This is a genomic window from Streptomyces sp. NPDC006261 (genome assembly GCF_040613515.1).
Classification (GTDB): Bacteria; Actinomycetota; Actinomycetes; order Streptomycetales; family Streptomycetaceae; genus Streptomyces.
On the sequence record NZ_JBEXSI010000021.1, the window covers coordinates 81,150 to 104,836 of the forward strand.

19 protein-coding genes are annotated in these 23,687 nt (G+C 71.8%); 5 read left to right on the forward strand and 14 right to left on the reverse strand.

The window, feature by feature from the left end:
• Window positions 1-5: 5 nt before the first annotated feature.
• On the reverse strand, window positions 6-2,150 hold the full coding sequence (locus ABZ154_RS16280; RefSeq protein ID WP_356833050.1) for a PhoH family protein: 2,145 nt from the start codon (window positions 2,148-2,150) through the stop codon (window positions 6-8).
• A 135-nt stretch (window positions 2,151-2,285) separates the two neighbouring features.
• Window positions 2,286-3,419, reverse strand: a complete 1,134-nt coding sequence (locus ABZ154_RS16285) for a PfkB family carbohydrate kinase (protein ID WP_356833052.1) — start codon at window positions 3,417-3,419, stop codon at window positions 2,286-2,288.
• A 421-nt stretch (window positions 3,420-3,840) separates the two neighbouring features.
• On the opposite strand from ABZ154_RS16285, the gene ABZ154_RS16290 reads away from it, so the two are divergent.
• Window positions 3,841-5,190, forward strand: a complete 1,350-nt coding sequence (locus ABZ154_RS16290) for an MFS transporter (RefSeq protein ID WP_356833054.1) — start codon at window positions 3,841-3,843, stop codon at window positions 5,188-5,190.
• Here the strand turns inward: ABZ154_RS16290 and ABZ154_RS16295 are convergent.
• The 7 genes from ABZ154_RS16295 to hrcA all read right to left on the reverse strand — a co-directional run bounded on the left by ABZ154_RS16295 (window position 5,154) and on the right by hrcA (window position 11,682).
• The gene (locus tag ABZ154_RS16295; protein WP_356833100.1) at window positions 5,154-6,146 is read right to left on the reverse strand and encodes an adenosine deaminase; all 993 of its coding nucleotides are present in this window, start codon (window positions 6,144-6,146) and stop codon (window positions 5,154-5,156) included. The two genes, ABZ154_RS16290 and ABZ154_RS16295, sit on opposite strands and share 37 nt — an antisense overlap.
• 30 nt (window positions 6,147-6,176) lie before the next feature.
• On the reverse strand, window positions 6,177-7,091 hold the full coding sequence (locus ABZ154_RS16300) for a ribonuclease Z (protein ID WP_356833056.1): 915 nt from the start codon (window positions 7,089-7,091) through the stop codon (window positions 6,177-6,179).
• A gap of 37 nt (window positions 7,092-7,128) precedes the next feature.
• Window positions 7,129-7,488 carry a histidine triad nucleotide-binding protein gene (locus tag ABZ154_RS16305; protein WP_356833058.1) on the reverse strand — a complete coding sequence of 120 codons (360 nt, stop codon included), beginning with the start codon at window positions 7,486-7,488 and terminating at the stop codon, window positions 7,129-7,131.
• Between the two features lie 88 nt (window positions 7,489-7,576).
• Complete coding sequence (locus tag ABZ154_RS16310) at window positions 7,577-8,323, reverse strand: 16S rRNA (uracil(1498)-N(3))-methyltransferase (protein WP_356833060.1); 747 nt, start codon at window positions 8,321-8,323, stop codon at window positions 7,577-7,579.
• Window positions 8,320-9,393 (reverse strand): nitronate monooxygenase, encoded by a 1,074-nt coding sequence (locus ABZ154_RS16315; protein ID WP_356833062.1) that lies wholly within the window; start codon window positions 9,391-9,393, stop codon window positions 8,320-8,322. The genes ABZ154_RS16310 and ABZ154_RS16315 overlap by 4 nt, the downstream gene beginning before the upstream one ends.
• Window positions 9,394-9,525: 132 nt before the next feature.
• Window positions 9,526-10,665: a molecular chaperone DnaJ gene (dnaJ, locus tag ABZ154_RS16320; RefSeq protein WP_356833064.1), complete on the reverse strand. Its 1,140-nt coding sequence runs from the start codon at window positions 10,663-10,665 to the stop codon at window positions 9,526-9,528.
• Window positions 10,666-11,682 (reverse strand): heat-inducible transcriptional repressor HrcA, encoded by a 1,017-nt coding sequence (gene hrcA, locus ABZ154_RS16325; RefSeq protein ID WP_356833066.1) that lies wholly within the window; start codon window positions 11,680-11,682, stop codon window positions 10,666-10,668.
• A gap of 178 nt (window positions 11,683-11,860) precedes the next feature.
• Between hrcA and ABZ154_RS16330 the strand changes: the two genes are divergently transcribed.
• Window positions 11,861-12,592 carry an MBL fold metallo-hydrolase gene (locus tag ABZ154_RS16330; protein ID WP_356833068.1) on the forward strand — a complete coding sequence of 244 codons (732 nt, stop codon included), beginning with the start codon at window positions 11,861-11,863 and terminating at the stop codon, window positions 12,590-12,592.
• A gap of 123 nt (window positions 12,593-12,715) precedes the next feature.
• Window positions 12,716-13,534: a DUF3097 domain-containing protein gene (locus ABZ154_RS16335; protein WP_356833070.1), complete on the forward strand. Its 819-nt coding sequence runs from the start codon at window positions 12,716-12,718 to the stop codon at window positions 13,532-13,534.
• 27 nt (window positions 13,535-13,561) lie between these two features.
• Here the strand turns inward: ABZ154_RS16335 and hemW are convergent, their stop codons facing one another.
• Window positions 13,562-14,803: a radical SAM family heme chaperone HemW gene (gene hemW, locus ABZ154_RS16340; protein ID WP_356833072.1), complete on the reverse strand. Its 1,242-nt coding sequence runs from the start codon at window positions 14,801-14,803 to the stop codon at window positions 13,562-13,564.
• A 22-nt stretch (window positions 14,804-14,825) separates the two neighbouring features.
• Window positions 14,826-16,784: an ATP-binding SpoIIE family protein phosphatase gene (locus tag ABZ154_RS16345; RefSeq protein WP_356833074.1), complete on the reverse strand. Its 1,959-nt coding sequence runs from the start codon at window positions 16,782-16,784 to the stop codon at window positions 14,826-14,828.
• A 172-nt stretch (window positions 16,785-16,956) separates the two neighbouring features.
• Between ABZ154_RS16345 and ABZ154_RS16350 the strand changes: the two genes are divergently transcribed.
• Entirely contained in the window at window positions 16,957-17,256 is a 300-nt protein-coding gene (locus tag ABZ154_RS16350; protein WP_356833076.1) for a hypothetical protein, read from the forward strand.
• A 436-nt stretch (window positions 17,257-17,692) separates the two neighbouring features.
• Here the strand turns inward: ABZ154_RS16350 and ABZ154_RS16355 are convergent, their stop codons facing one another.
• Window positions 17,693-19,582, reverse strand: a complete 1,890-nt coding sequence (locus ABZ154_RS16355; protein WP_356833078.1) for an AMP-dependent synthetase/ligase — start codon at window positions 19,580-19,582, stop codon at window positions 17,693-17,695.
• A gap of 316 nt (window positions 19,583-19,898) precedes the next feature.
• The gene (lepA, locus tag ABZ154_RS16360; protein WP_356833080.1) at window positions 19,899-21,773 is read right to left on the reverse strand and encodes a translation elongation factor 4; all 1,875 of its coding nucleotides are present in this window, start codon (window positions 21,771-21,773) and stop codon (window positions 19,899-19,901) included.
• A 229-nt stretch (window positions 21,774-22,002) separates the two neighbouring features.
• On the opposite strand from lepA, the gene rpsT reads away from it, so the two are divergent.
• A complete protein-coding gene (gene rpsT, locus ABZ154_RS16365; RefSeq protein ID WP_018961227.1) occupies window positions 22,003-22,269 on the forward strand; it encodes a 30S ribosomal protein S20 in 267 nt (88 codons plus the stop codon).
• Window positions 22,270-22,650: 381 nt separating this feature from the next.
• Here rpsT and holA read toward each other — a convergent pair whose 3' ends face one another.
• Window positions 22,651-23,637, reverse strand: a complete 987-nt coding sequence (gene holA / locus ABZ154_RS16370; RefSeq protein ID WP_356833082.1) for a DNA polymerase III subunit delta — start codon at window positions 23,635-23,637, stop codon at window positions 22,651-22,653.
• Between the last annotated feature and the right edge of the window lie 50 nt (window positions 23,638-23,687).

The window sequence follows — 23,687 nt, forward strand, 5'->3', positions numbered from 1 at the left end:
TGCGGCTACTTCCCTTTACGGCGGTCGCGTCGGCCGTCTTCACGGCCTTCCGCCTGACCGTCCTGCTGACCGTTTCGGCTGTCGTACTTCTCGTACGCGTCGACGATACGGCCGACGAGCTTGTGCCGGACGACATCCTGGGAGGTGAGGCGCGAGAAGTGCACGTCGTCCAGGCCCTCCAGGATGTCCTGGACCTGGCGCAGCCCGCTCCTGGTCCCGCTCGGCAGGTCGACCTGGGTGACGTCACCGGTGATGACGATCTTGGAGTCGAAGCCGAGGCGGGTGAGGAACATCTTCATCTGCTCGGCGCTGGTGTTCTGCGCCTCGTCGAGGATGATGAACGCGTCATTGAGCGTGTTGTGCGTCAGCAGGTAGTCCTGAGTGACGTACAGCGAGTCCTCCGCCGCCACCTGGATGCAGACGGCCTCTTCACGCCCGGCCGGTTCGATGCTGTCGATGAATCGCATCGGGCGGCCTCCGCCGCCGGCCGCCCGGTACTTCTCAGCCTTGCGGGCGAGCCGGAAGGGCTCGATGCCCTCGGGGAGGCGGATGTCGACGATGTGGGCGTCGTGGCGGTGGCGGACCGGCCGCCCCTTGGCAGGTCCGGGCACCCGGCCCGCCGCCGGCCGGCGGCGCGTGCAGGCGACTCCACCGAGCGACCGCACCAGTGCGATCACGTCGTCGCGGAGGACGATCGAGGCGGTCGAGTACTGGATACGGCAGGTGCGGTCCGACTGCGTGACCGGACCGCCGTCGGCGTCGAGGAGGCCTTGGAGCACGCCGAGGCGGACCTCGGCGGAGTTGTGCAGATAGGCGTCCGGAACGAACTTCGCGTGGGACCGGCTCCCGAGAAGGTCCAGCTGGCGCAGGATCGCGGTGACAGGGTTCTCCGGTGTCATCACATCGCCCGGCGCCTTGGTCCGGTTCAGCACATGGTCCGGCCCGGCCTCGTGGCGCAGCGTGACGCCGGTGAGTGCTCCTCTCAGGGCCTCGGCAAGCTCCCGGTCCGCAGTGGCGAACGACGGGGCGGTGGAACCGGTTAGGCAGCCGTCACCCAGCAGCAGACCCAGTGCGTACGGGTCCATCGGGACCTCGCGCTCGGGGAAGCTGACGGGCGCGGTCAGCATCGGCAGCTCGTAACGGCGCGCATGCGCCGCTCGGAGGTTGCCGATCATCTCCTTGGTCTCCAGGACCCGCCAGGGCTTGTCCCGGCCACGGTCGGACGCCGTCCGGACCGTCCACAGGTGCTCGCCGCAGCACAGCGTCCAGGAACCGTCCTGGGCGCTGACGCGGTAGATGTCCTTCTCGCCCTGGGGGTAGACGCCGAGGACCGGGGTCGGCTCGCCGTTGGAGCCGATGACGAGGTCACCCACCTCGAGGCTGCCGATGGGCCGCCAGCCGTCGGGCGTCAGCACGTTGGTGAAGACCGGTTGCGCCCGGCCGCGCATGTACGCCAGCGGCGCCACCTCGATCGTGCCCGCCGCCATGAGGCGCGGGATCGAGTCGGGGTCCAGCATGTCGTGCAGGGCGTCGTAGAGCGGGCGCAGATACGGGTCGATCTTGTCGAAGAGCGTGCCCGGCAGGAAGCCGAGCCGCTCCCCCGCCTCGACGGCGGGGCGGGTCAGGATGATGCGGCTGACCTGCTTGGCCTGGAGCGCCTGGACCGCCTTGGCCATGGCCAGATAGGTCTTGCCGGTGCCCGCCGGGCCGATCCCGAAGACGATCGTGTGATCGTCGATCGCGTCGACGTACCGCTTCTGGTTGAGCGTCTTGGGGCGGATGGTGCGGCCGCGGTTGGAGAGGATGTTCTGGGTGAGCACCTCGGCGGGTGTCTCGCCCTGGGGGTCTCCCTCGCCGGTGCCGGCCGCCCTGAGCATGGCGATCGACCGTTCCACTGCGTCCTCCGTCATCGGCGCTCCGGTGCGGAGCACGAGCATCATCTCGTCGAACAGGCGCTGGATGAGGGCGACGTCGGCCGCCCCGCCCGTGGCACTGATCTCGTTGCCCCGGACATGGATGTCGGCCGCCGGGAAGGCCTCTTCGATCACGCGCAACAGCGAGTCACCCGATCCGAGGAGCATCACCATGGGGTGTGCGGCCGGGATCCGGATCTGGGCACGCGCCTGCGGCTGTGTGGGTGTCTGAGTCATGGGCCGGCCCTCGGGCCTGCGCATACCTCCCGTTGCAGGGTTCTCGCTGCTCGACAACCTCTGGATTACCCAGCCTACGACCTGGCAGGGACAACACCGAGGGGTTTTACCGGCCGTGTGTGCGACGCGTCGCGCTCACTGCCGGAAGCCGATCGTGGGTACCGCGCGCCGCAGCGGCCAGGTACGGGCCGTGGTGGGGAGCAGCTCCTCCAGGAACGCGTACCGCCGCAGGGCGGTGGGGTCCTGGCTCTCGCAGGTGCGGATCCGCTGCCACCAGGCGGCGATCTCGGCCCAGCCGGGTGCGGAGAGCGAGCCGCCGAACTCCTGGACCGAGAGGGCGGCGGTCAGCCCGGCGAAGGCGAGGCGGTCGGCGAGCGGCCAGTCGGCGAGGGTGCCGGTGACGAACCCGGCCACGAAGACGTCCCCGGCGCCGGTCGGGTCGAGCGCCTCCACCTCGATGGCGGGCACCTGGGCGGCGGCGCCGGTGCGGGCTTCGACGGCGTACGCGCCCTCGGCGCCCAGGGTGACCACGGCGAGCGGGACGCGTTCGGCCAGCGCGTGGGCGGCGGCGCGCGGACAGTCGGTGCGGGTGTAGCGCATCGCCTCCTCGGCGTTGGGCAGGAACGCCTCGCAGTGCGCCAGGTCGGGCAGCGCGTCCAGGTCCCAGCGGCCGGTCTCGTCCCAGCCGACGTCGGCGAAGATCAGCGCGCCGTGCCGGGCAGCCGTGGCCACCCAGGGTTCACTGCGGCCGGGGACGAGCGAGGCGATCGCGGCGCGGGCGCGCGGGGGGCACTGGGGGAAGGCGGGGTTCGGGACGGTGGTGGGGCCGCCTGTCCGGCCCGGGACGGCGGAGGTCGCGGGCGCCGGCGCCTCGTGACCGTGGGAGACCATCGTGCGCTCGCCCTCGTACGCCATGGAGACCGTGACCGGGGAGTGCCAGCCGGGGACGGTGTGCGACATCGACAGGTCGATGCCCTCGCCCTGTTCGAGGGCGTCCCAGCAGTACTCGCCGTAGTGGTCGTCGCCGAAGGCGGCGGCGAGGGAGGTGTGCAGGCCGAGCCGGGCGAGCGCGGTGGCCATGTTGGCGACGCCGCCGGGGCTGGAGCCCATGCCGCGGGCCCAGGACTCGGTGCCGCGCACGGGGGCGCTGTCGAGGCCGGTGAAGATGATGTCGAGGAAGACCGTGCCCGTCAGGAAGACGTCGCAGGCGGGGTCCTGCGGGGCGCGCAGCGCCAGCAGCGGGTCGATCCCTGCAGTGTCGGTGCTCACCGTGTGCTCCCCCGGCCGTGCGGCAGATCTGGACAGTGTGAGATCCGGCCAGTCTGCCCGATACAGGGCCAGGGGCGGGGCCTCCCCGCCGATGAGGACAGGGCCGACGTGCCCGTCCTGACCTGCACAAAGATGCGCTGATACCCCACTTCTGAGCGCATAAACGCATAAGTGACCCAGATCACGGCGGGGCGACTTCCGGGCGACCGGGAGCGCTTGATACAAATTGCCCCGCGAGCACCTTCGGGGACGTTGTCCGACGAGAGCCGCACTTCCCCGTATCTCGCCGTATCCCGCGTATCTCGCCGTACCTCCCCGTATTTTCGCAGTCCCCTGCTTGCTTCGCGCTGCCCTTCTCGGGCGCGCCCCGCGTTGCCTCCCCCTCCCCCCTGCCTGCTCAGGCATGTCTTCAGGAACGCCCATGTCCTCGCGCCGCGCCGCGTGGCCCCTGGTCGCCGTCTTCACCGCCGGCTACCTCGCCTCCTATCTGCTCCCCACCATCGTCGGCCGCCTCAGCGTCCACCTCGGGCTGGCTCCCGCGCAGGCGGGCCTGGTCGGCAGTGCCCTGCTGCTGAGCTCGGCGAGTGCCGGGTTCGCCCTGGCGGGCCGGGTCGAGCGGCACGGGTCCCGTACCCCGGCCCGGGTCGGTCTGGTGCTGGCCGCCGTGGGGTACGGCTGCGCGGCGCTGGCCGGGTCCGTGCCGCTGGTGGTGCTCTCCGTGGTGGTCGGCGGCTTCGGCTCGGGGGCGGCGACGGCGGTCGCGGCGGCCGGGATCGCCGCGCAGCGCGACCCGCACCGGACGTCCTCGCTCGGGCTGCTCACGGTGTCGGCGACCGCGGGCGCCCTCTACCTGACGATCCCCCACCTCGGCGGCGGCCACCGCCTCCCGTTCGCCGCGATCGCCCTGGTCGCCCTGCTCGTCTGGCCCGCGACCACCCGGCTGGACGGCCCGACGGCCCCCGAGGAGTCCGCCTCCCGGATCGTCGGCCGCCTGCAGCACCGCCGCTCCGGTCTCGTCCTGGCGGGCGGCATGCTCGTCTGGTCCATGGCGCAGAACGCGCTGTGGGGCGTCAGCAGCCGCATCGGCGTGGTCCAGGCGGGGCTGACCGAGGTGACCGTCGGCGCGGTGTTCGCCGCCGCCCTCGGCGCGGGTCTGCTGGGCGTCGTGGGCGCCGGGGTGCTCGGCGCGCGGGTGGGCCGGGCGGTGCCGATCGGGCTGGGAACCGTGGTGATCGCGGGGAGCATCGTGGTCAGCTCCTCGGCCCGCGGCCTGGGCTCGTTCGCGACCGGCGAGATCCTGTGGAACACCGTCTACCCGGTGGTCCTCTCCTACCTGATCGGCCTGGCCGCCTCACTCGACGTACGCGGTCGCTGGGCGGTCCTGGCGGGCTCGGCCTCCTCCGTGGGCGTGGCGTGCGGACCGCTGCTGGGGAGCGTGCTCTCCGAGGAGGCCGGATATCCGACGATGGGGCTGATCCTGGGCGCGGCCACACTGCTGGTCGCCGCGCCGGTGACCGCTGTGGCTTTGCACACCGGTGGCCGGCCGCTGGTGCCCGGCTCGGTCCGCCGCCGCGGCGGCGCCCCGGCCGCCCTTCTGGCCGCCACCACCGGCAGCCTCTCCGGTGCCGTGCCGAAGCTCGGCTCACCGGAGCAGGCTGTCACCGAACTCCGCGTACGGCGCAGGCGGCTGGTGCGCAGCGCGATCCGGACGGCCGGTCCGGACGGCGGGACCGGTCAGTCGAACGCGTACGCCTCGACCTCGGACAGGTAGCGCGCCCTGCGCTCCTCGTCGTGGTCGAGGAAGGCCGCCTCGAAGGAGTTGCGGGCCAGGGTGCGCAGCTGCTCCGGATCCAAAGCGAGTGCGTCCCGTACGGCGTCGAAGTTGTCCCCGGCGTACCCGCCGAAGTAGGCGGGGTCGTCGGAGTTGACCGTGCAGAGGAGCCCCGCTGCCATCATCTGCGGCAGCGGGTGGTCCTTCAGCGTGTCGACCGTGCGCAGCGTCACGTTGGAGAGCGGGCACAGTGTCAGCGGTACCCGGTCCGCGACCAGCCGCGCCACCAGCTCCGGGTCCTCCATACAGCGCAGCCCGTGGTCGACGCGCTCGACGCCGAGGACGTCCAGGGCCTCCCTGATGTACTCCGGCGGCCCCTCCTCCCCCGCGTGGGCCACCTTGCGCAGCCCGAGCGCCGTGGCCGCCTCGTACACCGCTCGGAACTTGGCGGGCGGGTGGCCGACCTCGGCGGAGTCCAGGCCGACGGCGCTGATCCGGTGGAGGTAGGGGCGGGCCGCGTCAAGGGTGCCGAGGGCGGCTTCGGCGGAGAGGTCGCGCAGAAAACACAGGATGAGCTGGGTGGAGATGCCGTGGGTCTCCTCGCTGCGCTCCAGCGCCCGGCTCAGTCCCTCGATGACCGTGCCGATCGGGACACCGCGGGCGGTGTGGGCCTGCGGGTCGAAGAAGATCTCGGCGTGCCGGACGCCCTGGGCGGCGGCGCGGGCGAGGTAGGCGTCGGCGAGTTCAGTGAAGTCCTCCTCCGTCCGCAGCACGGCCATCAGCGCGTAGTAGAGGTCCAGGAAGGACTGGAGGTCCTCGAACCGGTAGGCCCTGCGCAGCTCTTCGGTGGTGGCGTACGGCAGGGTCACCCCGTTGCGTTCGGCGAGGGCGAAGGCGAGCTCGGGTTCGAGGGTGCCTTCGATGTGGAGGTGGAGTTCTGCCTTGGGGAGGTGCACGGTGTCTCGCAAACGGTGGTGCTGGCGGGTTCAGTGATGGTGACGGGGAGGCAGCGGGACCCGGATCAGGTCCTGCGCGACGGTGAGTTCGCCGTCGAACCCGGCCGCGCGGGCCTGGGACTCGAAGAGTTCGGAGTCGCTGTAGCGCTGCGAGAAGTGGGTCAGCACGAGGTGGCGTACGCCTGACTCCTTCGCCACCCGGGCAGCCTGTCCGGCGGTGAGGTGGCCGTGGTCGGTGGCGAGCTTCTCGTCCTCGTCGAGGAAGGTCGACTCGATGACGAGCATGTCGCAGCCCTCGGCGAGCGCGTGGACGCCGTCGCAGAGCCGGGTGTCCATGACGAACGCGAAGCGCTGTCCCCGCCGGTGCTCGGATACCTGCTCCAGGGTGACGCCGCCGAGGACGCCCTCGCGCTGGAGGCGGCCGACATCCGGGCCGCTGATGCCGTGCTCCTTGAGGAGGGCGGGCAGCATGCGGCGGGTGTCGGGCTCGGTGAGGCGGTAGCCGTAGGACTCGACGGGGTGCGAGAGCCGGTGGCTGTCCAGGGTGTACGAGGCCGTGGTGGCGAGGACCCCGCCGGTTCCGGCGACCGGGGATTCGGTCAGCTGGACGGTCTCGCGGTAGGCGGTGGCGTACCGCAGCCGGTCGAAGAAGTGCTGCCCGCTCGCCGGGTAGTGGGCGGTGACGGGGTGCGGCACCTGGTCCAGGTTGATGCGCTGGATGACCCCGGCGAGCCCGAGGGAGTGGTCGCCGTGGAAGTGGGTGACGCAGAGGCGGTCGATGTCGTGTGCGGCGACCCCGGCCCGCAGCATCTGGCGCTGGGTGCCCTCGCCGGGATCGAAGAGGATGCCTTCGCCGTCCCAGCGCAGCAGATAGCCGTTGTGGTTGCGGTGCCGGGTGGGGACCTGGCTGGCGGTGCCGAGCACCACCAGCTCGCGTACGGACATGGGGAAACGCTCCTGCTGTGCTGCTGTACGGGAAGGGCTATCCGGGCGGCCACTGGAGGCCGCGGCCTCCCAGGACGTGGGCGTGCGCGTGGAAGACGGTCTGGCCGGCGCCGGAGCCGGTGTTGAGGATGATCCGGTAGCCGGTGCCGTCCACCTTCTCGTCGGCGGCGACCGCTCCGGCCTCGCACAGCACGTCGGCGGCGATCTGCGGTTCGGCGGCGGCCAGCGAGGCGGCGTCCGGGTAGTGGGCCTTGGGGATGACCAGGACGTGGGTCGGGGCCTGCGGGTTGATGTCGCGGAAGGCGACGGTCGTGTCGCTCTCGCGGACGATGGTCGCCGGGATGTCTCCCGAGACGATCTTGCAGAACAGGCAGTCGGTCTGCGGCTCTCCCGCCATGGTGCCGGGCCTCCTCGTTCGCTGGTGATCAGTTACACCGGCATGCTATCGCCGGAGCCCGCGCGGACGGGGGCCGTCCGGCTCGAGGTCACCCCCAGCGCCCGGTGCGTGCCAGCAGCAGCGCGGTCGCGGCCGTCCCCGCCGTGGACGTACGCAGCACGGTGCGGCCCAGCCGGTAGGGGCGGGCGCCCGCGTCGGCGAAGGCGGCCAGTTCCTGCGGGGAGACGCCGCCCTCGGGGCCGACGACGAGCACGATCGTGCCGGCTGCGGGGAGTTCGGCGGTGGCGAGGGGGGTGCTGTCGTGGTCGCGGTCCTCGTGCAGGACCCCGGCGAGGTCGGCTCCGGCCAGCAGGGCGGCGACCTGCTTGGTCGTCATGGCCTCCGTCACCTCGGGGAAGCGCACCCGACGGGACTGCTTGCCCGCCTCCCGTGCCGTACCGCGCCATTTCGTCAGTGCCTTGGCTCCCCGCTCGCCCTTCCACTGGGTGATGCAGCGGGCGGCCTGCCAGGGCACGATCGCGTCGACGCCGGTCTCGGTCATGGTCTCGACGGCCAGTTCGCCCCGGTCGCCCTTCGGGAGCGCCTGGACGACGGTGATCCGGGGCGCGGGCTCCGGCTCCTCCTGGACGGGCGCGTCGATCGTGACCATGAGGCGGTCCTTGCCCTCGGTGGCCCGGACGGTGCCGTCCGCCCAGTGGCCGAGGCCGTCGGTGAGGACGAGCTCCTCGCCGGGGTTGAGCCGCTTCACGGAGACGGCGTGCCGTCCCTCGGGGCCGTCCAGGACGAACTCCGGCCCGGTGGGCATCCGCTCGACGACGAAGACCGGTGCCGTCACCGGGGGCTCCTCATACTCAGGGCCGCCCGGGCGGCCTCCAGTTCGGCGGCGAGCAGTTCGATCAGCTCGCCGACGGGCAGTTCGCGGGCCATGCGGTGGCCCTGCCCCGCCCACAGGGCCATGCCCTGGGCATCCCCGGCCTTCGCAGCGGCCTGGCGCAGCCCGGTGGTCAGGTAGTGGACCTGGGGGTAGGCGGCGGGGGCGTACGGGCCGTGTTCGCGGACGAACCGGTTGACCAGGCCGCGCGCGGGCCGGCCGGAGAAGGCGCGGGTCAGCTCGGTGCGGACGAAGAGCGGGTTGGTCAGGGCCTGCTTGTGGAGCAGGTGGGCGCCGGACTCGGGGCAGACCAGGAAGGCGGTGCCGAGCTGGGCGGCGTCGGCGCCGGCGGCGAGGACGGCGGCGATCTGCGAGCCGCGCATCAGGCCGCCCGCGGCGATGACCGGGATCTGCACCGTCTCGCGGACCTGGGTGACCAGGGTGAGCAGCCCGGTGCCGGTGTGGTCGGCCTGCGGGTCGTCACGGTGGGTGGACTGGTGGCCGCCCGCCTCGACGCCCTGGACGCAGACGGCGTCGGCGCCCGCCCACTGGGCCGTCTGGGCCTCCTCGGCGGAGGTGACCGTCACGATGGTGTACGTCCCCGCCTTGGCGAAGGCGTCCAGCGTGTCGCGGGTGGGGCAGCCGAAGGTGAAGGAGACCGCCGGGACGGGGTCCTCCAGCAGGATGGCGACCTTTGCCTCGTAACCGTCGTCGCCGCTGCTGTCGGGATCGCCGAGCGGGGTCTCGTACCAGGCGGCCTCACCGGCCAGCTGGTGGCGGTAGACCTCGACGGCGCTGGGGTCGGCGAGCGCGGGCTGCGGCATGAAGAGGTTGACGCCGAACGGGCCGCCGGTGAGCCGGCGCAGCTGTTTGATCTCGTTGTACACGCCGTCCGCCGTCTTGTACCCGGCGGCGAGGAACCCGAGCCCGCCCGCGTCGGCGACGGCCGCGGCGAGCTGGGGTCCGGAAGCGCCGCCCGCCATGGGGGCCTGCACGATCGGATACCGGCAGAGATCGGTCAACGCGGAGGACATGACCGCATCGTGCCATGTCCTCCGCACAGGGCCGAATCAGCCAGCGAGTGACGTGACCGGTTCTCCCGCCGAACGCCGCACCGCCCACCGGTCGGTAACCGGTGGGCGGTGCGGTGAAAGGCGGAAAACACTTCAGCGGCCGTTGAAGGCGTCCTTCAGCCGGGAGAAGAGCCCCTGCTGACCTGGCTGGAACTGACCCAGGGGCCGCTCCTCGCCGCGCAGCTTGGAGAACTCCCGCAGCAGCCTCTCCTGTTCCGCGTCGAGCTTGGACGGGGTCGTCACCTCGACGTGCACGATCAGGTCGCCCCGGCCGCCGCCGCGCAGGTGGGTGATGCCCCGCCCGTGCAGCGGTACGGACTGGCCGGACTGGGTGCCGGGCCGGATGTCGATCTCCTCGACGCCGTCCAGGGTCTCCAGCGGACACTTGGTGCCGAGGGCGGCCGCGGTCATCGGGATCGTGACCGTGCAGTGGAGATCGTCGCCGCGCCGCTGGAAGACGGAGTGCGGCAGCTCGTGGATCTCGACGTACAGGTCGCCGGGCGGGCCGCCGCCGGGGCCGACCTCGCCCTCACCGGCGAGCTGGATGCGGGTGCCGTTGTCGACGCCCGCGGGGATCTTGACGGTGAGCGTGCGGCGCGAGCGGATACGGCCGTCGCCGGCACACTCCGGGCACGGGGTGGGCACGACCGTACCGAAGCCCTGGCACTGCGGGCAGGGCCGCGAGGTCATGACCTGGCCCAGGAAGGACCGGGTGACCTGCGAGACCTCTCCGCGGCCGCGGCACATGTCGCAGGTCTGGGCGGAGGTGCCGGGGGCCGCGCCCTCGCCGCTGCAGGTGTTGCAGACGACCGCCGTGTCGACCTGGATGTCCTTGGTGGTGCCGAAGGCCGCCTCGGAGAGGTCGATCTCCAGCCGGATCATGGCGTCCTGGCCCCGGCGGGTGCGCGAGCGTGGCCCGCGCTGCGAGGCCGTTCCGAAGAACGCGTCCATGATGTCCGAGAAGTTGCCGAAGCCACCGGCTCCGAAACCGCCCGCACCGCCGCCCCCGCCGTTGGCGGAGAGCGGGTCGCCGCCGAGGTCGTAGACCTGCTTCTTCTGCGGGTCCGAGAGCACCTCGTAAGCGGCGTTGATCTCCTTGAACCGCTCCTGGGTCTTCGGATCGGGGTTGACATCCGGGTGCAGCTCGCGTGCGAGCCGACGGAATGCCTTCTTGATCTCGTCCTGAGATGCGTCGCGGCGCACGCCGAGTACGGCGTAGTAGTCCGTGGCCACTTACGACTCCGCCAGGATCTGTCCGACGTAACGTGCCACTGCGCGTACCGCTCCCATCGTTCCGGGGTAGTCCATGCGGGTCGGTCCGACCACGCCGAGTTTGGCGACTGCCTCGTCGCCCGAACCGTAGCCGACCGCGACGACGGACGTGGACGTGAGGCCCTCGTGGGCGTTCTCGTGCCCGATCCGTACGGTCATGGCTGAGTCCGTGGCCTCACCGAGCAGCTTCAGCAGGACGACCTGCTCCTCCAGTGCTTCCAGCACCGGCCGGATCATCACAGGGAAGTCGTGCCCGAAGCGGGTGAGGTTGGAGGTGCCGCCGATCATCAGCCGCTCCTCAGTCTCCTCGACCAGGGTTTCGAGGAGGGTGGAAAGGACCGTGGAAACCGTTCCGCGGTCCTCGCTGTCGAAGGATTCCGGCAGCTCCCGCACCAGCCGGGGGACATCCGCGAAGCGGCGTCCGACGACCCGGCTGTTGAGCCGGGCCCGCAGATCCGCGAGCGTTGCCTCGCCGAAGGGCGCGGGGCAGTCGATCATACGCTGTTCGACCCGGCCGGTGTCCGTGATCAGGACGAGCATCAGCCGGGCGGGGGCGAGCGATAGCAGTTCCACGTGCCGCACCGTCGAGCGGGTGAGCGAGGGGTACTGCACGACCGCGACCTGCCGGGTCAGCTGCGCGAGCAGCCGTACGGTCCGGCCGACCACGTCGTCGAGGTCGACCGCGCCGTCGAGGAAGTTCTGGATGGCCCGGCGCTCGGGCGAGGAGAGCGGCTTGACGCCGGCGAGCTTGTCGACGAAGAGGCGGTACCCCTTGTCGGTGGGGATGCGCCCTGCGCTCGTGTGCGGCTGCGCGATGAATCCCTCGTCCTCCAGCACCGCCATGTCGTTGCGGACGGTGGCCGGGGAGACCCCCAGCCGGTGCCGCTCCGTGAGCGCCTTGGAGCCGACGGGCTCCTCGGTGCCGACGTAGTCCTGGACGATGGCGCGCAGCACTTCGAGTCTGCGTTCGCTGAGCATGGCGCACACCTCCAGCTGTCGTTCCCCGGTGTCTTCACTCCGGTATCCGTCTGGCACTCGGAGCGTACGAGTGCCAGCTACCCACCGGTCAGTGTAAGGGGGTGAGGTGGGGCGGGGGCAAGGGCGACCGGCCACGCCGCCGCCGAGCGGTGCGGGACGTTGCCGATAGCGTCGCCCCATGCACGTCTCTTGGGAAGACTTCGGCTGGGAGCGGTTGGGCCACGGTATCGGGCGGCGGCGGCTGCCGGGCTGGGATGCCACGGCCGCGCTGGTCGCCGGGGCCGACGGTGTGCTGCTGTACGACACCGGCTCGACCCTCCGCGAGGGCGTCGAGCTGCGGAGGCAGGCCGAGGCGCTGCTCGGCCGGAGGGTGACGCATATCGCACTGAGCCACCCGCACTTCGATCATGTGCTGGGGACGGCGGCGTTCGCCGGGGCGCAGGTGTACGGAGCGGTGGGCATCACCGCGCTGCTGCAGCGCTCGGCGGACGAGCTGGGCGCCTCGGCCGTGCACCACGGCCTCCCGGAGGAGGAGGCACACCGGTCGGTGGACACGCTGGTGGTGCCGCACCACGAGGTGACCGGTGAGCGGACGCTCGACCTGGGCGGCGGCCGTCAGGTGCTGCTGGCCGACGTGGGCCCGGGCCACAGCGGCCACGACCTCGCGGTGCTGGTCCCGGGTACGGACGGGGAGCCTGCGGTGGTGCTCTGCGGGGACCTGGTGGAGGAGTCGGGCGAACCGCAGGCGGGCCGGGACGCGATCACCTCGCGCTGGCCGGCCGCCCTGGACCGGCTCCTTGAGCTGGGCGGCGAGGGCGCGGTGTACGTACCGGGGCACGGGGCGGCGGTGGACGCGGCGTTCGTCCGGGCGCAGCGGGCGGCGCTGGCGGAGCGGTTCGGGGTGGGGTGACGGTTCTCGGGGTCTCGGGGTCTCGGGCTATCGGGCTCTCGGGCTCTCGATCGGGAGTGGCGGCTATCGGCCTCTCGGGCGGAGTGACGATCTTCGGAGCGGGGTGAGGATTATCGTCGGCGCATGCGCAGCTATCAGCCGGACCTGACCCCGCCGTGGAAGAGGTCCGCCCCCGTGCCCGAGGTCCCCGCCGAACCCGATCTGGTCGTGGAGGAGGTCGCCACCGGTTTCTGCGGGGCGGTGATCCGCTGCGAGAAGACGGCGCAGGGGCCCACGGTGACCCTGGAGGACCGCTTCGGCAAGCACCGGGTCTTCCCGATGGAGCCGCGCGCCTTCCTGCTGGAGGGCGAGGTGGTCACGCTGGTGCGCCCGGGGCCCGGCGGTCCCGTGCGCCCCTCGCGTACGGCCTCCGGTTCGGTGGCGGTGCCCGGCGCGCGGGCCAGGGTGGCACGAGCGGGGCGGATCTATGTGGAGGGCCGGCACGACGCGGAACTGGTGGAGCGGGTGTGGGGCGACGACCTGCGCGTCGAGGGCGTGGTGGTGGAGTACCTGGAGGGCATCGACGACCTCCCGGCCATCGTGGGCGAGTTCTCCCCGGGGCCGGACGCCCGGCTCGGCGTGCTGGTGGACCACCTGGTGACCGGCTCCAAGGAGTCCCGGATCGCGGCGCAGGTCTCGGACCCGCATGTGCTGGTGGCGGGCCACCCGTACATCGACGTGTGGGAGGCGGTGAAGCCGTCGTCGGTGGGGATCGAGGCGTGGCCGGTGGTGCCGCGCGGCCAGGACTGGAAGACCGGGGTGTGCCGGGCGCTCGGGTGGCCGGAGAACACCGGGGCGGCCTGGCAGCACATCCTGTCCAAGGTCCGCAGCTACAAGGACCTGGAACCGCAGCTGCTGGGGAGGGTCGAGGAGTTGATCGACTTCGTGACGCTCCCCGAGTGACGTGACGGGTGAGGCGGGCCCGCGGTCTCAGTCCACCAGGTCCCGCACCACCGCGTCGGCCAGGAGCCGCCCGCGCAGGGTGAGGACCGCGCGGCCCTCCCCGTAGGGTCCGCTCTCCAGCAGTCCGTCGGTGAGGGCACGGCGGGAGGCGGCGAGGCCGTCGGGCTTCAGGAGGGAGAGCGGGCAGCCCTCGCGGAGCCGGAGCTCCAGCAGGATGCGCTCCACCCGGCGGTCCTCCTCGGCGAGGATCTCCCGGCCGGCGCCCGGTGAGCGGCCCTCGGAGAGCGCCTGGGCGTACGCGCCGGGGTGCTTCACGTTCCACCAGCGGACCCCGCCGACGTGGCTGTGGGCTCCGGGGCCCGCGCCCCACCAGTCGGCGCCGCGCCAGTACAGCTCGTTGTGGAGGCAGCGGCCGGCCTCGGTGGTGGCCCAGTTGGAGACCTCGTACCAGTCGAATCCGGCGGCGGCGAAGGCCTCGTCCGCGATCAGGTAGCGGTCGGCGTGCGCGTCGTCGTCGGTCATGGGGATCTCGCCGCGCCGGATGCGTCGGGCGAGCTGGGTGCCCTCCTCGACGATGAGCGCGTACGCGGAGATGTGGTCGGGGCCCGCGCCGATCGCCGCGTCCAGGGTGGTCCGCCAGTCGTCGTCGGACTCGCCGGGGGTGCCGTAGATCAGGTCGAGGTTGACGTGGTCGAAGCCCGCCGCCCGGGCCTCGGCGACGCAGGCCTCGGGGCGGCCGGGGGTGTGCGTGCGGTCCAGGATCTTCAGGACGTGCTGCTTGGCGCTCTGCATGCCGAAGGAGACCCGGTTGAAACCCCCCTCGCGCAGGGCGGAGAGATAGGCCGGGTCGACGGATTCCGGGTTCGCCTCGGTGGTGATCTCCGCGTCATCCGCGAGCCCGAACTCCTCCTTGATCGATGCCAGCATCGTCACGAGATCGGCAGCGGGGAGGAGCGTGGGGGTGCCGCCGCCGACGAAGACCGTACGGACCGGGCGCGGGTCGTCGCCGAGGACCTTGCGGGCCTGGCGGACCTCCTCGATCAGGTGGGCGGCGTAGTTGTCGCGGGAGGCCAGGGCTCCGCCGGAGCCGCGCAGCTCGGTGGCGGTGTAGGTGTTGAAGTCGCAGTAGCCGCAGCGGGTGGCGCAGTACGGGACATGCAGGTAGAAGCCGAGCGGGCGGGCGGCCGCGCCTTCCAGGGCGTGGCGGGGCAGCACCCCGTCGTCGGGCACAGGGTCACCATCGGGCAGTACGGAAGGCATACCGACCATTGTCGCTCGCCTCGGGAACGTTTCAGTCCGCGTGGAGAACGAGCAGGGCCACGTCGTCGTCCGGCGGCTGCTCGGCGAACTCGTGCACGGCCCGTCTGATCCGCTCGGCCGTCGCCTCGGCGGGCAGGCCCGCGCACCCGGCGAGGACCCGGGCCAGTCCGTCCCCGTCGTCGAACATCAGCGGCCCCGACCGCCGCTCGGTCACCCCGTCGGTGACGCAGAGCAGGGTGTCCCCGGGCGCCAGGTCGAAGGTCTGGCTCTCGTACGCCACGTCCTCGACGACCCCCAGCAGCACCTGCGGCTCGGCCGCCGGGCGTACGGAACCGTCGGGGCGCAGCAGCAGCGGCAGCGGGTGGCCCGCGCTGGCCACCGTGCAGCGGACACCCCCGCCGGGGAGCGGCACGACCTCCCCGTACAGCAGGGAGAGGAACCGGGACTGCCCTCCGTCGTGGAGCTGCTGGCCCCCGGCTGCGGCGACCATCAGGGCGGCGGCCTCGGCGGCCTCCATGGCGTCGTCGAGGAGCAGCCGGTTGAGCCGGTCCAGGACCTCGCCGACGCCGAAGCCCTCGCGGGAGAGCAGGCGGAGCCAGGGGCGGGCGAGGCCGGTGACGACGGCGGCCTCCGGACCGGAGCCCTGGACGTCGCCGAGGACGAAGCACCAGCGGTCGCCGGGGCAGGGGAAGATGTCGTAGAAGTCACCGCCGACCACGCCGTCGTCGCTCGGTTCGTATACGAGCGCGCTGGTGACGCCGGGGATCTCCGCGACCTTGCTGGGGAGCAGGCCGCGCTGGAGGATGCGGCTGATGGTGGCCTGCCGGGTGTAGGCGCGGGCGGCGCCGACGGCGAGGCCCAGGCGGCGTACGAAGTCCTCGACGAGCGACGCGACGGCCTCCGGCACCTGGGCGACGCCCTCCCGGCCGACGAGCACGGTGCCGAGCGCCCGGCCGGCCGCGGTGATCCGGAAGGCGAGGGCGGCGCCGTCGCGGCCGCCGGGGCCGGGGGGCGGGGCGTCCGCCTCTGCTCGGGGGGACGGCCAGGGCACGGGGACGGCGACGGGGCCCGAGCCGACGCCGGCCGGGAGGCGGAGGGGCTGGCTCTCCAGGGCGGTGCGCAAGGGCTCCGTACCGGTCTCGTCGCTGTGCCAGACCCGGGCGAGCCGGGGCGCGGCCCCCGGTCCCCCGCTCTCGGCCTCCAGCCAGATCGCGCACCAGTCGGCGAGGCGGGGCACCAGCAGCTGGCCCGCTATGGCGGCCACCAGGTCCTCGTCGAGCTGCCCGGCGAGCAGGTCGGACGCCTCGGCGAGGAAGGCGGGGGCGCCCCGGCTGTCCCAGACCGCGTCGTCGCGTTCGGTGCGCCGGGCTGCGGGGGCGAGGATCTCGGCGGCGCGCAGGCCGCGCCGGAGGGCGTCCTGGTCGGGCGGGGCGGGCGGGCCGCTCCAGTCGTCGACGGGGAGACGGGCCCAGACGGTCTTGAGGCCGGTGCGGTAGGTGATGCCCCAGGACTCGGCGAGGGTGGCGACCAGCTGGAGGCCCCGGCCGTACTCGGCGGGGTCGGGGAGGTCGCCCGCGACCGTACCGACGGGTTCGGGATCCGCCCCGGGTCCGTCGCCGCTCACCGGGCGGGCCGGGTGGTGGTCGGTGACCTCCAGGACAAGGGCGGCCGAGGGCTCGTCGCCGCCCTCCTCCTCCAGCCGGAGGACCAGGTCGACCGTGGTCCCGGCGTGCACGACGGCGTTGGTGACCAGCTCGTTGGTGACGGTCACGGCGTCGTCGGCGAGCCGGTCGCTGAAGCCCACGGCGGCGGGCACCCCGAGCCCGGTCCACTCCGCGAGCGCCGCCCGCACGAACCGGCGGGCGGCGGACGGGGCGAGCGGTATTCCGGGCAGGCTGGTGCGGCTGGCCAGGCGCGGGCCGTGCGGCGTCCCGGCACGGCCGGTGCCGGGACGCTGCACGGTGTCCCGCTGCAAGGGGATGGGTGCCACGGTGCGGCTCCTACGGGTCCGATGACTCCGACAGAGTGACAGACCGGACGCACCCATAAGCACGGAGTTACCGAAGTGGGCAGAAAATCGAGCGGGTTCGAACGCCGGGCTTCGGGAAACACAAGACGTGCACAGCGGTCGGGCGTGGGCTCAGCGCTCGTAAGATGCCGGAATGCCGAAGCCGATACGGACGGGCCGCCGCACGTGGGTGGCTGCGTGGGCTGCGCTGTGCGTGGCCGGCCTCGCTGCCACCGCCGGGCTGAGGGCGACCTCGGCGCCGGACCCGCGGCGCGAGAGGCCTGTCAGCGCCGAGTGCCGCGAGTACACCGCGCACATCGAGAAGCTGCTGAGGGAGAAGGCCGAGCAGGAGGGCGGGGATGGCGGCATCCTGGCGTTCCCCCGAGACCGGTTCGTCGGCGTTGCGCACGACTGCGGTGACGAGATCCGCGACCACTTCCGCGGCGACCGGTGAGACGTGCCGGCCGACGGTGAGACGTACCGGCCGATCGGCCGACCAGGGCGCCGGGTCACAGCCCGCGGGCCCGGCAGAGCGGCGATCCCCACGCTCCCGCTCCGTGCCGGAGAGGGACGCGGCTGGGCGCCGTACGAGGACCGTGACGCCGCCTACGCGACCGCCACCACGCCGGCCGATGCCCCTCGCAGCCGGCCCAGGTCGAGGCCGGCAGCACCGACAGCCTGCGGATCTACGTCTGCCCCGGCCCTCCCGGTCATCCGCACACCGACCTGATCCGATGTGCGGGCACGGCCCGCCGCTCAGCCGGGCGGCCGCCCACGGGGGGCACCCGGCGGGGACTGCGCGGGGCACGTGCGGCGGGCGGGGAGCCCGGGCCGATGAGGGTCCGGGCTCCCCGCCCGCGTAACGCCAGGGTCTATCAGGGCAGCGCGCGCTACGCCTCGCGCGATCCCGCGTACATCTCGTCGATCAGCCCCTGGTACTCCCGCTCGACGACCGGCCGCTTCAGCTTGAGGCTCGGGGTCAGCTCACCGTGCTCGACGTCCAGGTCGCGCGGCAGGAGGCGGAACTTCTTGATGGTCTGCCAGCGCTGCAGCCCCTCGTTGAGGCGTTGCACGTACCCGTCGATGAGCTCGACGGTCTGCGGCGCGGCGACCACGTCCGCGTACTCCTTGCCCTCCAGCCCGTTCTCAGCGGCCCAGTTCAGGATGGTGGGGCCGTCGAGGGCGATGAGCGCGGTGCAGAAGTTACGGTCCGCGCCGTGCACCAGGATGTTGGAGACGAACGGGCAGACCGCCTTGAACTGGCCCTCGACCTCGGCCGGGGCGACGTACTTGCCGCCCGACGTCTTGATCAGGTCCTTCTTGCGGTCGGTGATGCGCAGGTAGCCGTCGGCCGACAGCTCGCCGATGTCACCGGTGTGGATCCAGCCGTCCGACTCCAGGACCTCTTCGGTCTTCTCGGGCAGCTTGTGGTACCCCTGCATGACGCCGGGGCCGCGCAGCAGGATCTCGCCGTCGTCCGCGATGCGCACCTCGGTGCCGGGAAGCGGCTTGCCGACGGTGCCGGTGCGGTAGGCCTCGCCCGGGTTGACGAAGGAGGCGGCGCTGGTCTCGGTGAGGCCGTAGCCCTCCAGGATGTGGACGCCGGCACCCGCGAAGAAGTAGCCGATGTCGGGGGCGAGGGCGGCGGAGCCGGAGATGCAGGCGCGCAGCCGGCCGCCGAAGGCGTCACGGATCTTGGAGAAGACGAGCGCGTCGGCGACCTTGTGCTTGGCGCCGAGCGCGAAGGGCACGGACGCCTTGCCGGTGCGGCGGAAGTTGTCCTGGGAGACCTTGGCGTACTCGCGGGCCACCCCGGCCGCCCACTGGAAGATCTTGTACTTGGCGCCGCCGCCCGCACGGGCCTTGGAGGCGACCCCGTTGTAGACCTTCTCGAAGATCCGGGGGACAGCGGCCATGTAGGTCGGCTGGACGACCGGCAGGTTCTCGATGATCTTGTCGATGCGGCCGTCGATCGCGGTGACGTGGCCGACCTCGATCTGGCCCGAGGTGAGGACCTTGCCGAAGACGTGGGCGAGCGGCAGCCAGAGGTACTGCACGTCCTCGGCTGTGATCAGGCCGGTCGCGACGGTCGCCTTGGCCATGTACGACCAGTTGTCGTGCGGCAGCCGTACGCCCTTGGGGCGGCCGGTGGTGCCGGAGGTGTAGATGAGGGTGGCGAGCTGGTCGGCCGTGATGGCGGAGACCCGCTCGGTGACCGCGTCCGGGGTCTTGGCGAGGAGCTCGTCGCCCCGGGCCTCCAGGTCGGCGAGGGTGATGATCCAGCCCTCGGGGTCGCCCTCGGCGGGCTCGACGCCGGCCGGGTCGATGACCACGACATGGGCGAGGTCGGGCAGTTCGGCGCGGCGCTCGCGGGCCTTGGCCAGCTGCTCTGCGTCCTCCGCGATAAGGATGCGGCTCTCGGAGTCGCCCAGGATGAACGCGGACTCCTCGGCGTTCGTCGAGGGGTAGACCGTGGTGGTCGCGGCGCCCGCGCACATCACGCCGAGGTCGATGAGGATCCACTCGACCCGGGTGGCGGAGGAGAGAGCGACCCGCTCCTCCGGCTGTACACCGAGGGCGATCAGTCCGGCGGCGATCGCGTAGACCCGCTTGGCTGCCTGGCCCCAGGTCAGCGACTTCCAGTCGTCGGGACCCTCGCCCGAGGCCGACGGCACCGGGTAGCGGTATGCCTCCCCGTCCGGGGTCGCCGCCACGCGGTCGATGAAGAGGACCGCCACGGAGGGCGGCCGGTTATCGATCAAGGTCTGTGTGTCGCTCACGACGTCCTCCGGGCCTGCGGCATTGCTACGACCGGCTTCTTTGATACTGCGACTACTGCTGCTGTCCTGCTGCGCAACCTGTTTGTTCGGCTTGTTTAACTGGCGAGTAACCATCGATGCGTGATCAGAGTAGAGCGCACCCGTCCGCCACGTAAGGGGCAACGGGCCGCCGCTTTCATAACGAAAGGGCCCTCACACCGCACGTTACTGCGGCGTGAGGGCCCTTCGGACTCCTCGTCGGCCCGGCGCCGACCCGGATCGGGGCGGGACACCTCGGACGGGCCGGGCGGGACACCTCGGAGGGGCGGGACTGGGGCTACTTCTTGCCCTTGCTCTCCCCGGCGGACTCGTCGGTCGACAGCACCGAGATGAAGGCGTCCTGCGGGACCTCCACGTTGCCGACCATCTTCATCCGCTTCTTGCCCTCCTTCTGCTTCTCCAGCAGCTTCCGCTTACGGGAGATGTCACCGCCGTAGCACTTGGCGAGGACGTCCTTGCGGATGGCGCGGACCGTTTCACGGGCGATGACCCGGGCGCCGATGGCTGCCTGGATGGGCACCTCGAAGTTCTGCCGGGGGATGAGTTTCTGCAGCTTGGCGACGAGCCGGACGCCGTACGCGTACGCCTTGTCCTTGTGGGTGACAGCGGAGAACGCGTCCACCTTGTCGCCGTGGAGCAGGATGTCGACCTTGACGAGCTGGGCCGACTGCTCGCCCGTGGGCTCGTAGTCGAGGGAGGCGTAACCGCGGGTCTTGGACTTCAGCTGGTCGAAGAAGTCGAAGACGATCTCGGCGAGGGGCAGCGTGTAGCGGATCTCGACGCGGTCCTCGGAGAGGTAGTCCATGCCGAGCAGGGTGCCGCGCCGGTTCTGGCAGAGCTCCATGATCGCGCCGATGAACTCGCTGGGGGCCAGCACCGTGGCGCGGACGACCGGCTCGTGCACCTTGTCGATCTTGCCCTCGGGGAACTCGCTCGGGTTGGTGACGACGTGCTCGGTGCCGTCCTCCATCTCGACCCGGTAGACCACGTTGGGGGCGGTCGCGATCAGGTCGAGGCCGAACTCGCGCTCCAGCCGCTCACGGACCACGTCCAGGTGGAGCAGGCCGAGGAAGCCGACGCGGAAGCCGAAGCCGAGCGCGGCGGAGGTCTCCGGCTCGTAGACCAGGGCGGCGTCGTTGAGCTGGAGCTTGTCCAGCGCCTCGCGCAGGTCCGGGTAGTCCGAGCCGTCCAGCGGATACAGCCCCGAGAAGACCATCGGCTTCGGGTCCTTGTAACCGCCCAGCGCCTCGGTCGCCCCGTTGTGCAGGGAGGTGATCGTGTCACCGACCTTGGACTGCCGCACGTCCTTCACACCGGTGATGATGTAGCCGACCTCACCCACACCGATGCCGTCGGCCGGGGTCATCTCCGGGGAGGACACCCCGATCTCCAGCAGCTCGTGGGTGGCGCCGGTCGACATCATGCGGATGCGCTCGCGCTTGTTGAGCTGTCCGTCGATGACACGGACGTACGTCACGACGCCGCGGTACGCGTCGTAGACCGAGTCGAAGATCATCGCGCGGGCGGGGGCGTCGGCGACACCGATCGGGGGCGGGACGTCGCGGACGACCCGGTCGAGCAGCGCGTCCACGCCGACACCGGTCTTGGCGGAGACCTTGAGCACGTCCTCGGGCTGGCAGCCGATGAGGTTGGCCAGCTCCTCGGAGAACTTCTCCGGCTGCGCGGCGGGCAGATCGATCTTGTTGAGCACCGGGACGATGGTGAGCTCGTTCTCCATCGCGAGATAGAGGTTGGCCAGCGTCTGGGCCTCGATCCCCTGCGCGGCGTCGACCAGCAGGACCGTGCCCTCGCAGGCCGCGAGCGAACGGGAGACCTCATAGGTGAAGTCCACGTGGCCCGGGGTGTCGATCATGTTGAGGATGTGGGTGGTGCCCGTGTCCTCACCGGTGTTGGGCGCCCACGGCAGTCGGACCGCCTGGGACTTGATGGTGATGCCGCGCTCGCGCTCGATGTCCATCCGGTCGAGGTACTGAGCACGCATCTGCCGCTGGTCGACCACTCCGGTCAGCTGAAGCATCCGGTCGGCAAGGGTCGACTTGCCGTGGTCGATATGCGCGATGATGCAGAAATTGCGGATCAGCGCCGGGTCGGTACGGCTCGGCTCGGGCACGTTGGAAGGAGTCGCGGGCACGCAGGGTCCTGATTCTTGAGACGCCGAACGCCGTGTCTCGGGTCGATGTCGGGTCGGTCGGATCGTCGGTCGGATCGATACGTAGGCTCCATCGTCCCACGCCTGCGGGACAGCGACCGGTTTGGGCCGGTCGGAGGGTGACTGCTACCGTGGACAGCTGTGCCTCGTGCGCTCTCACGAGCGGCGCGGCTCACCTGGAAGATCCAACGAACCTGAAAAGGCTCTATTCGTGGCGAACATCAAGTCCCAGATCAAGCGGAACAAGACCAACGAGAAGGCGCGCCTGCGCAACAAGGCCGTCAAGTCGTCGCTCAAGACCGCGATCCGCAAGGCCCGCGAGGCCGCCGTTGCCGGTGACGTCGAGAAGGCCACCACGGCCGTCCGCGACGCCTCCCGTCAGCTCGACAAGGCTGTCTCGAAGGGTGTCATCCACAAGAACGCCGCCGCCAACAAGAAGTCGGCGCTGGCGTCCAAGGTTGCCGCCCTGCAGGCCTGAGCTTCTTCCGAAGCTCACTGATGTGACCGCCGGAACGGACTCGACGGGCCCTCTCTCCCGCCCCTGACCGGCACCCCGCGCCGCACACCGAACCTGCGTTCGCCACGCGGGTGCGGCGCACCAAGAGTGTGACCCGGAAGCCCCGGGCGCCGATCTCCCCAGATCGGCGCTCCGGGGCTTCCGTGCGTGCCGGGCGTGGGGGGCTGCCGTGCATGGGCGGCTTCCGTGCGTGCGGGGCTTCCGTGCGTGCGGGGCCGCCGGGCGCACAGGGCCGCCGGGCGCACGGGGCCGCCGGGCGTTTCCAGCCCGTCCGGCGTGCGAGGACGGAACCGGTGCTCACACGGGGGGCCCCGCATCCAGCGTCGAACCCGGAGGGAACGGCTACCGCCCCGGCCTCGCGGCCCGCGCCACCGCGACGACGGCTTTCTCCAGGGCGTACTCAGGGTCGTCCCCCCCGCCCTTCACCCCCGCGTCCGCCGCGGCCACGGCCCGCAGGGCCAGAGCCACCCCGTCCGGCGTCCACCCCCGCATCTGCTGCCGGACCCGGTCGATCTTCCACGGCGGCATCCCCAGCTCCCGGGCGAGGTCGGCCGGCCGCCCGCCCCGCGCGGAGGACAGCTTCCCGATCGCCCGCACCCCCTGCGCCAGCGCGCTGGTGATCAGGACGGGTGCGACCCCGGTCGACAGCGACCACCGCAGCGCCTCCAGCGCCTCCGCCGCCCGCCCCTCGACCGCCCGGTCGGCGACGGTGAAGGACGAGGCCTCCGCCCGCCCCGTGTAGTAGCGCCCGACGACCGCCTCGTCGATCGTCCCCTCGACATCCGCGATCAGCTGGGACACCGCACTGGCCAGCTCCCGCAGATCGCTGCCGATGGAGTCGACCAGCGCCTGGCACGCCTCCGGCGTCGCGGACCGTCCGTGGGTCCGGAACTCCGACCGTACGAAGGAGAGCCGCTCGGCCGGCTTGGTGGTCTTCGGGCAGGCGACTTCCCGGGCACCGGCCTTGCGCGCCGCGTCCAGGAGCCCCTTGCCCTTGGCCCCGCCCGCGTGCAGCAGGACGAGCGTGATCTCCTCGACCGGCGAACCGAGATAGGCCTTGACGTCCTTCACCGTGTCGGCCGCGAGGTCCTGCGCGTTGCGCACGATCACGACCTTGCGCTCGGCGAAGAGCGAGGGGCTGGTGAGCTCGGCGAGTGTGCCGGGCTGCAACTGATCGGACGCCAGATCACGGACGTCCGTGTCGGCGTCGGCAGCGCGGGCCGCCGCCACCACCTGCTGCACCGCACGGTCCAGGAGGAGGTCCTCCTGGCCCACGGCGACGGTGAGGGGGGCGAGCGGATCGTCGGTGGAATTCTTCCTGGTGGCCATCGCGATCCAGCATCCCATGACCCGCTGACAGCCCGGCCGCCCCAGGGTGC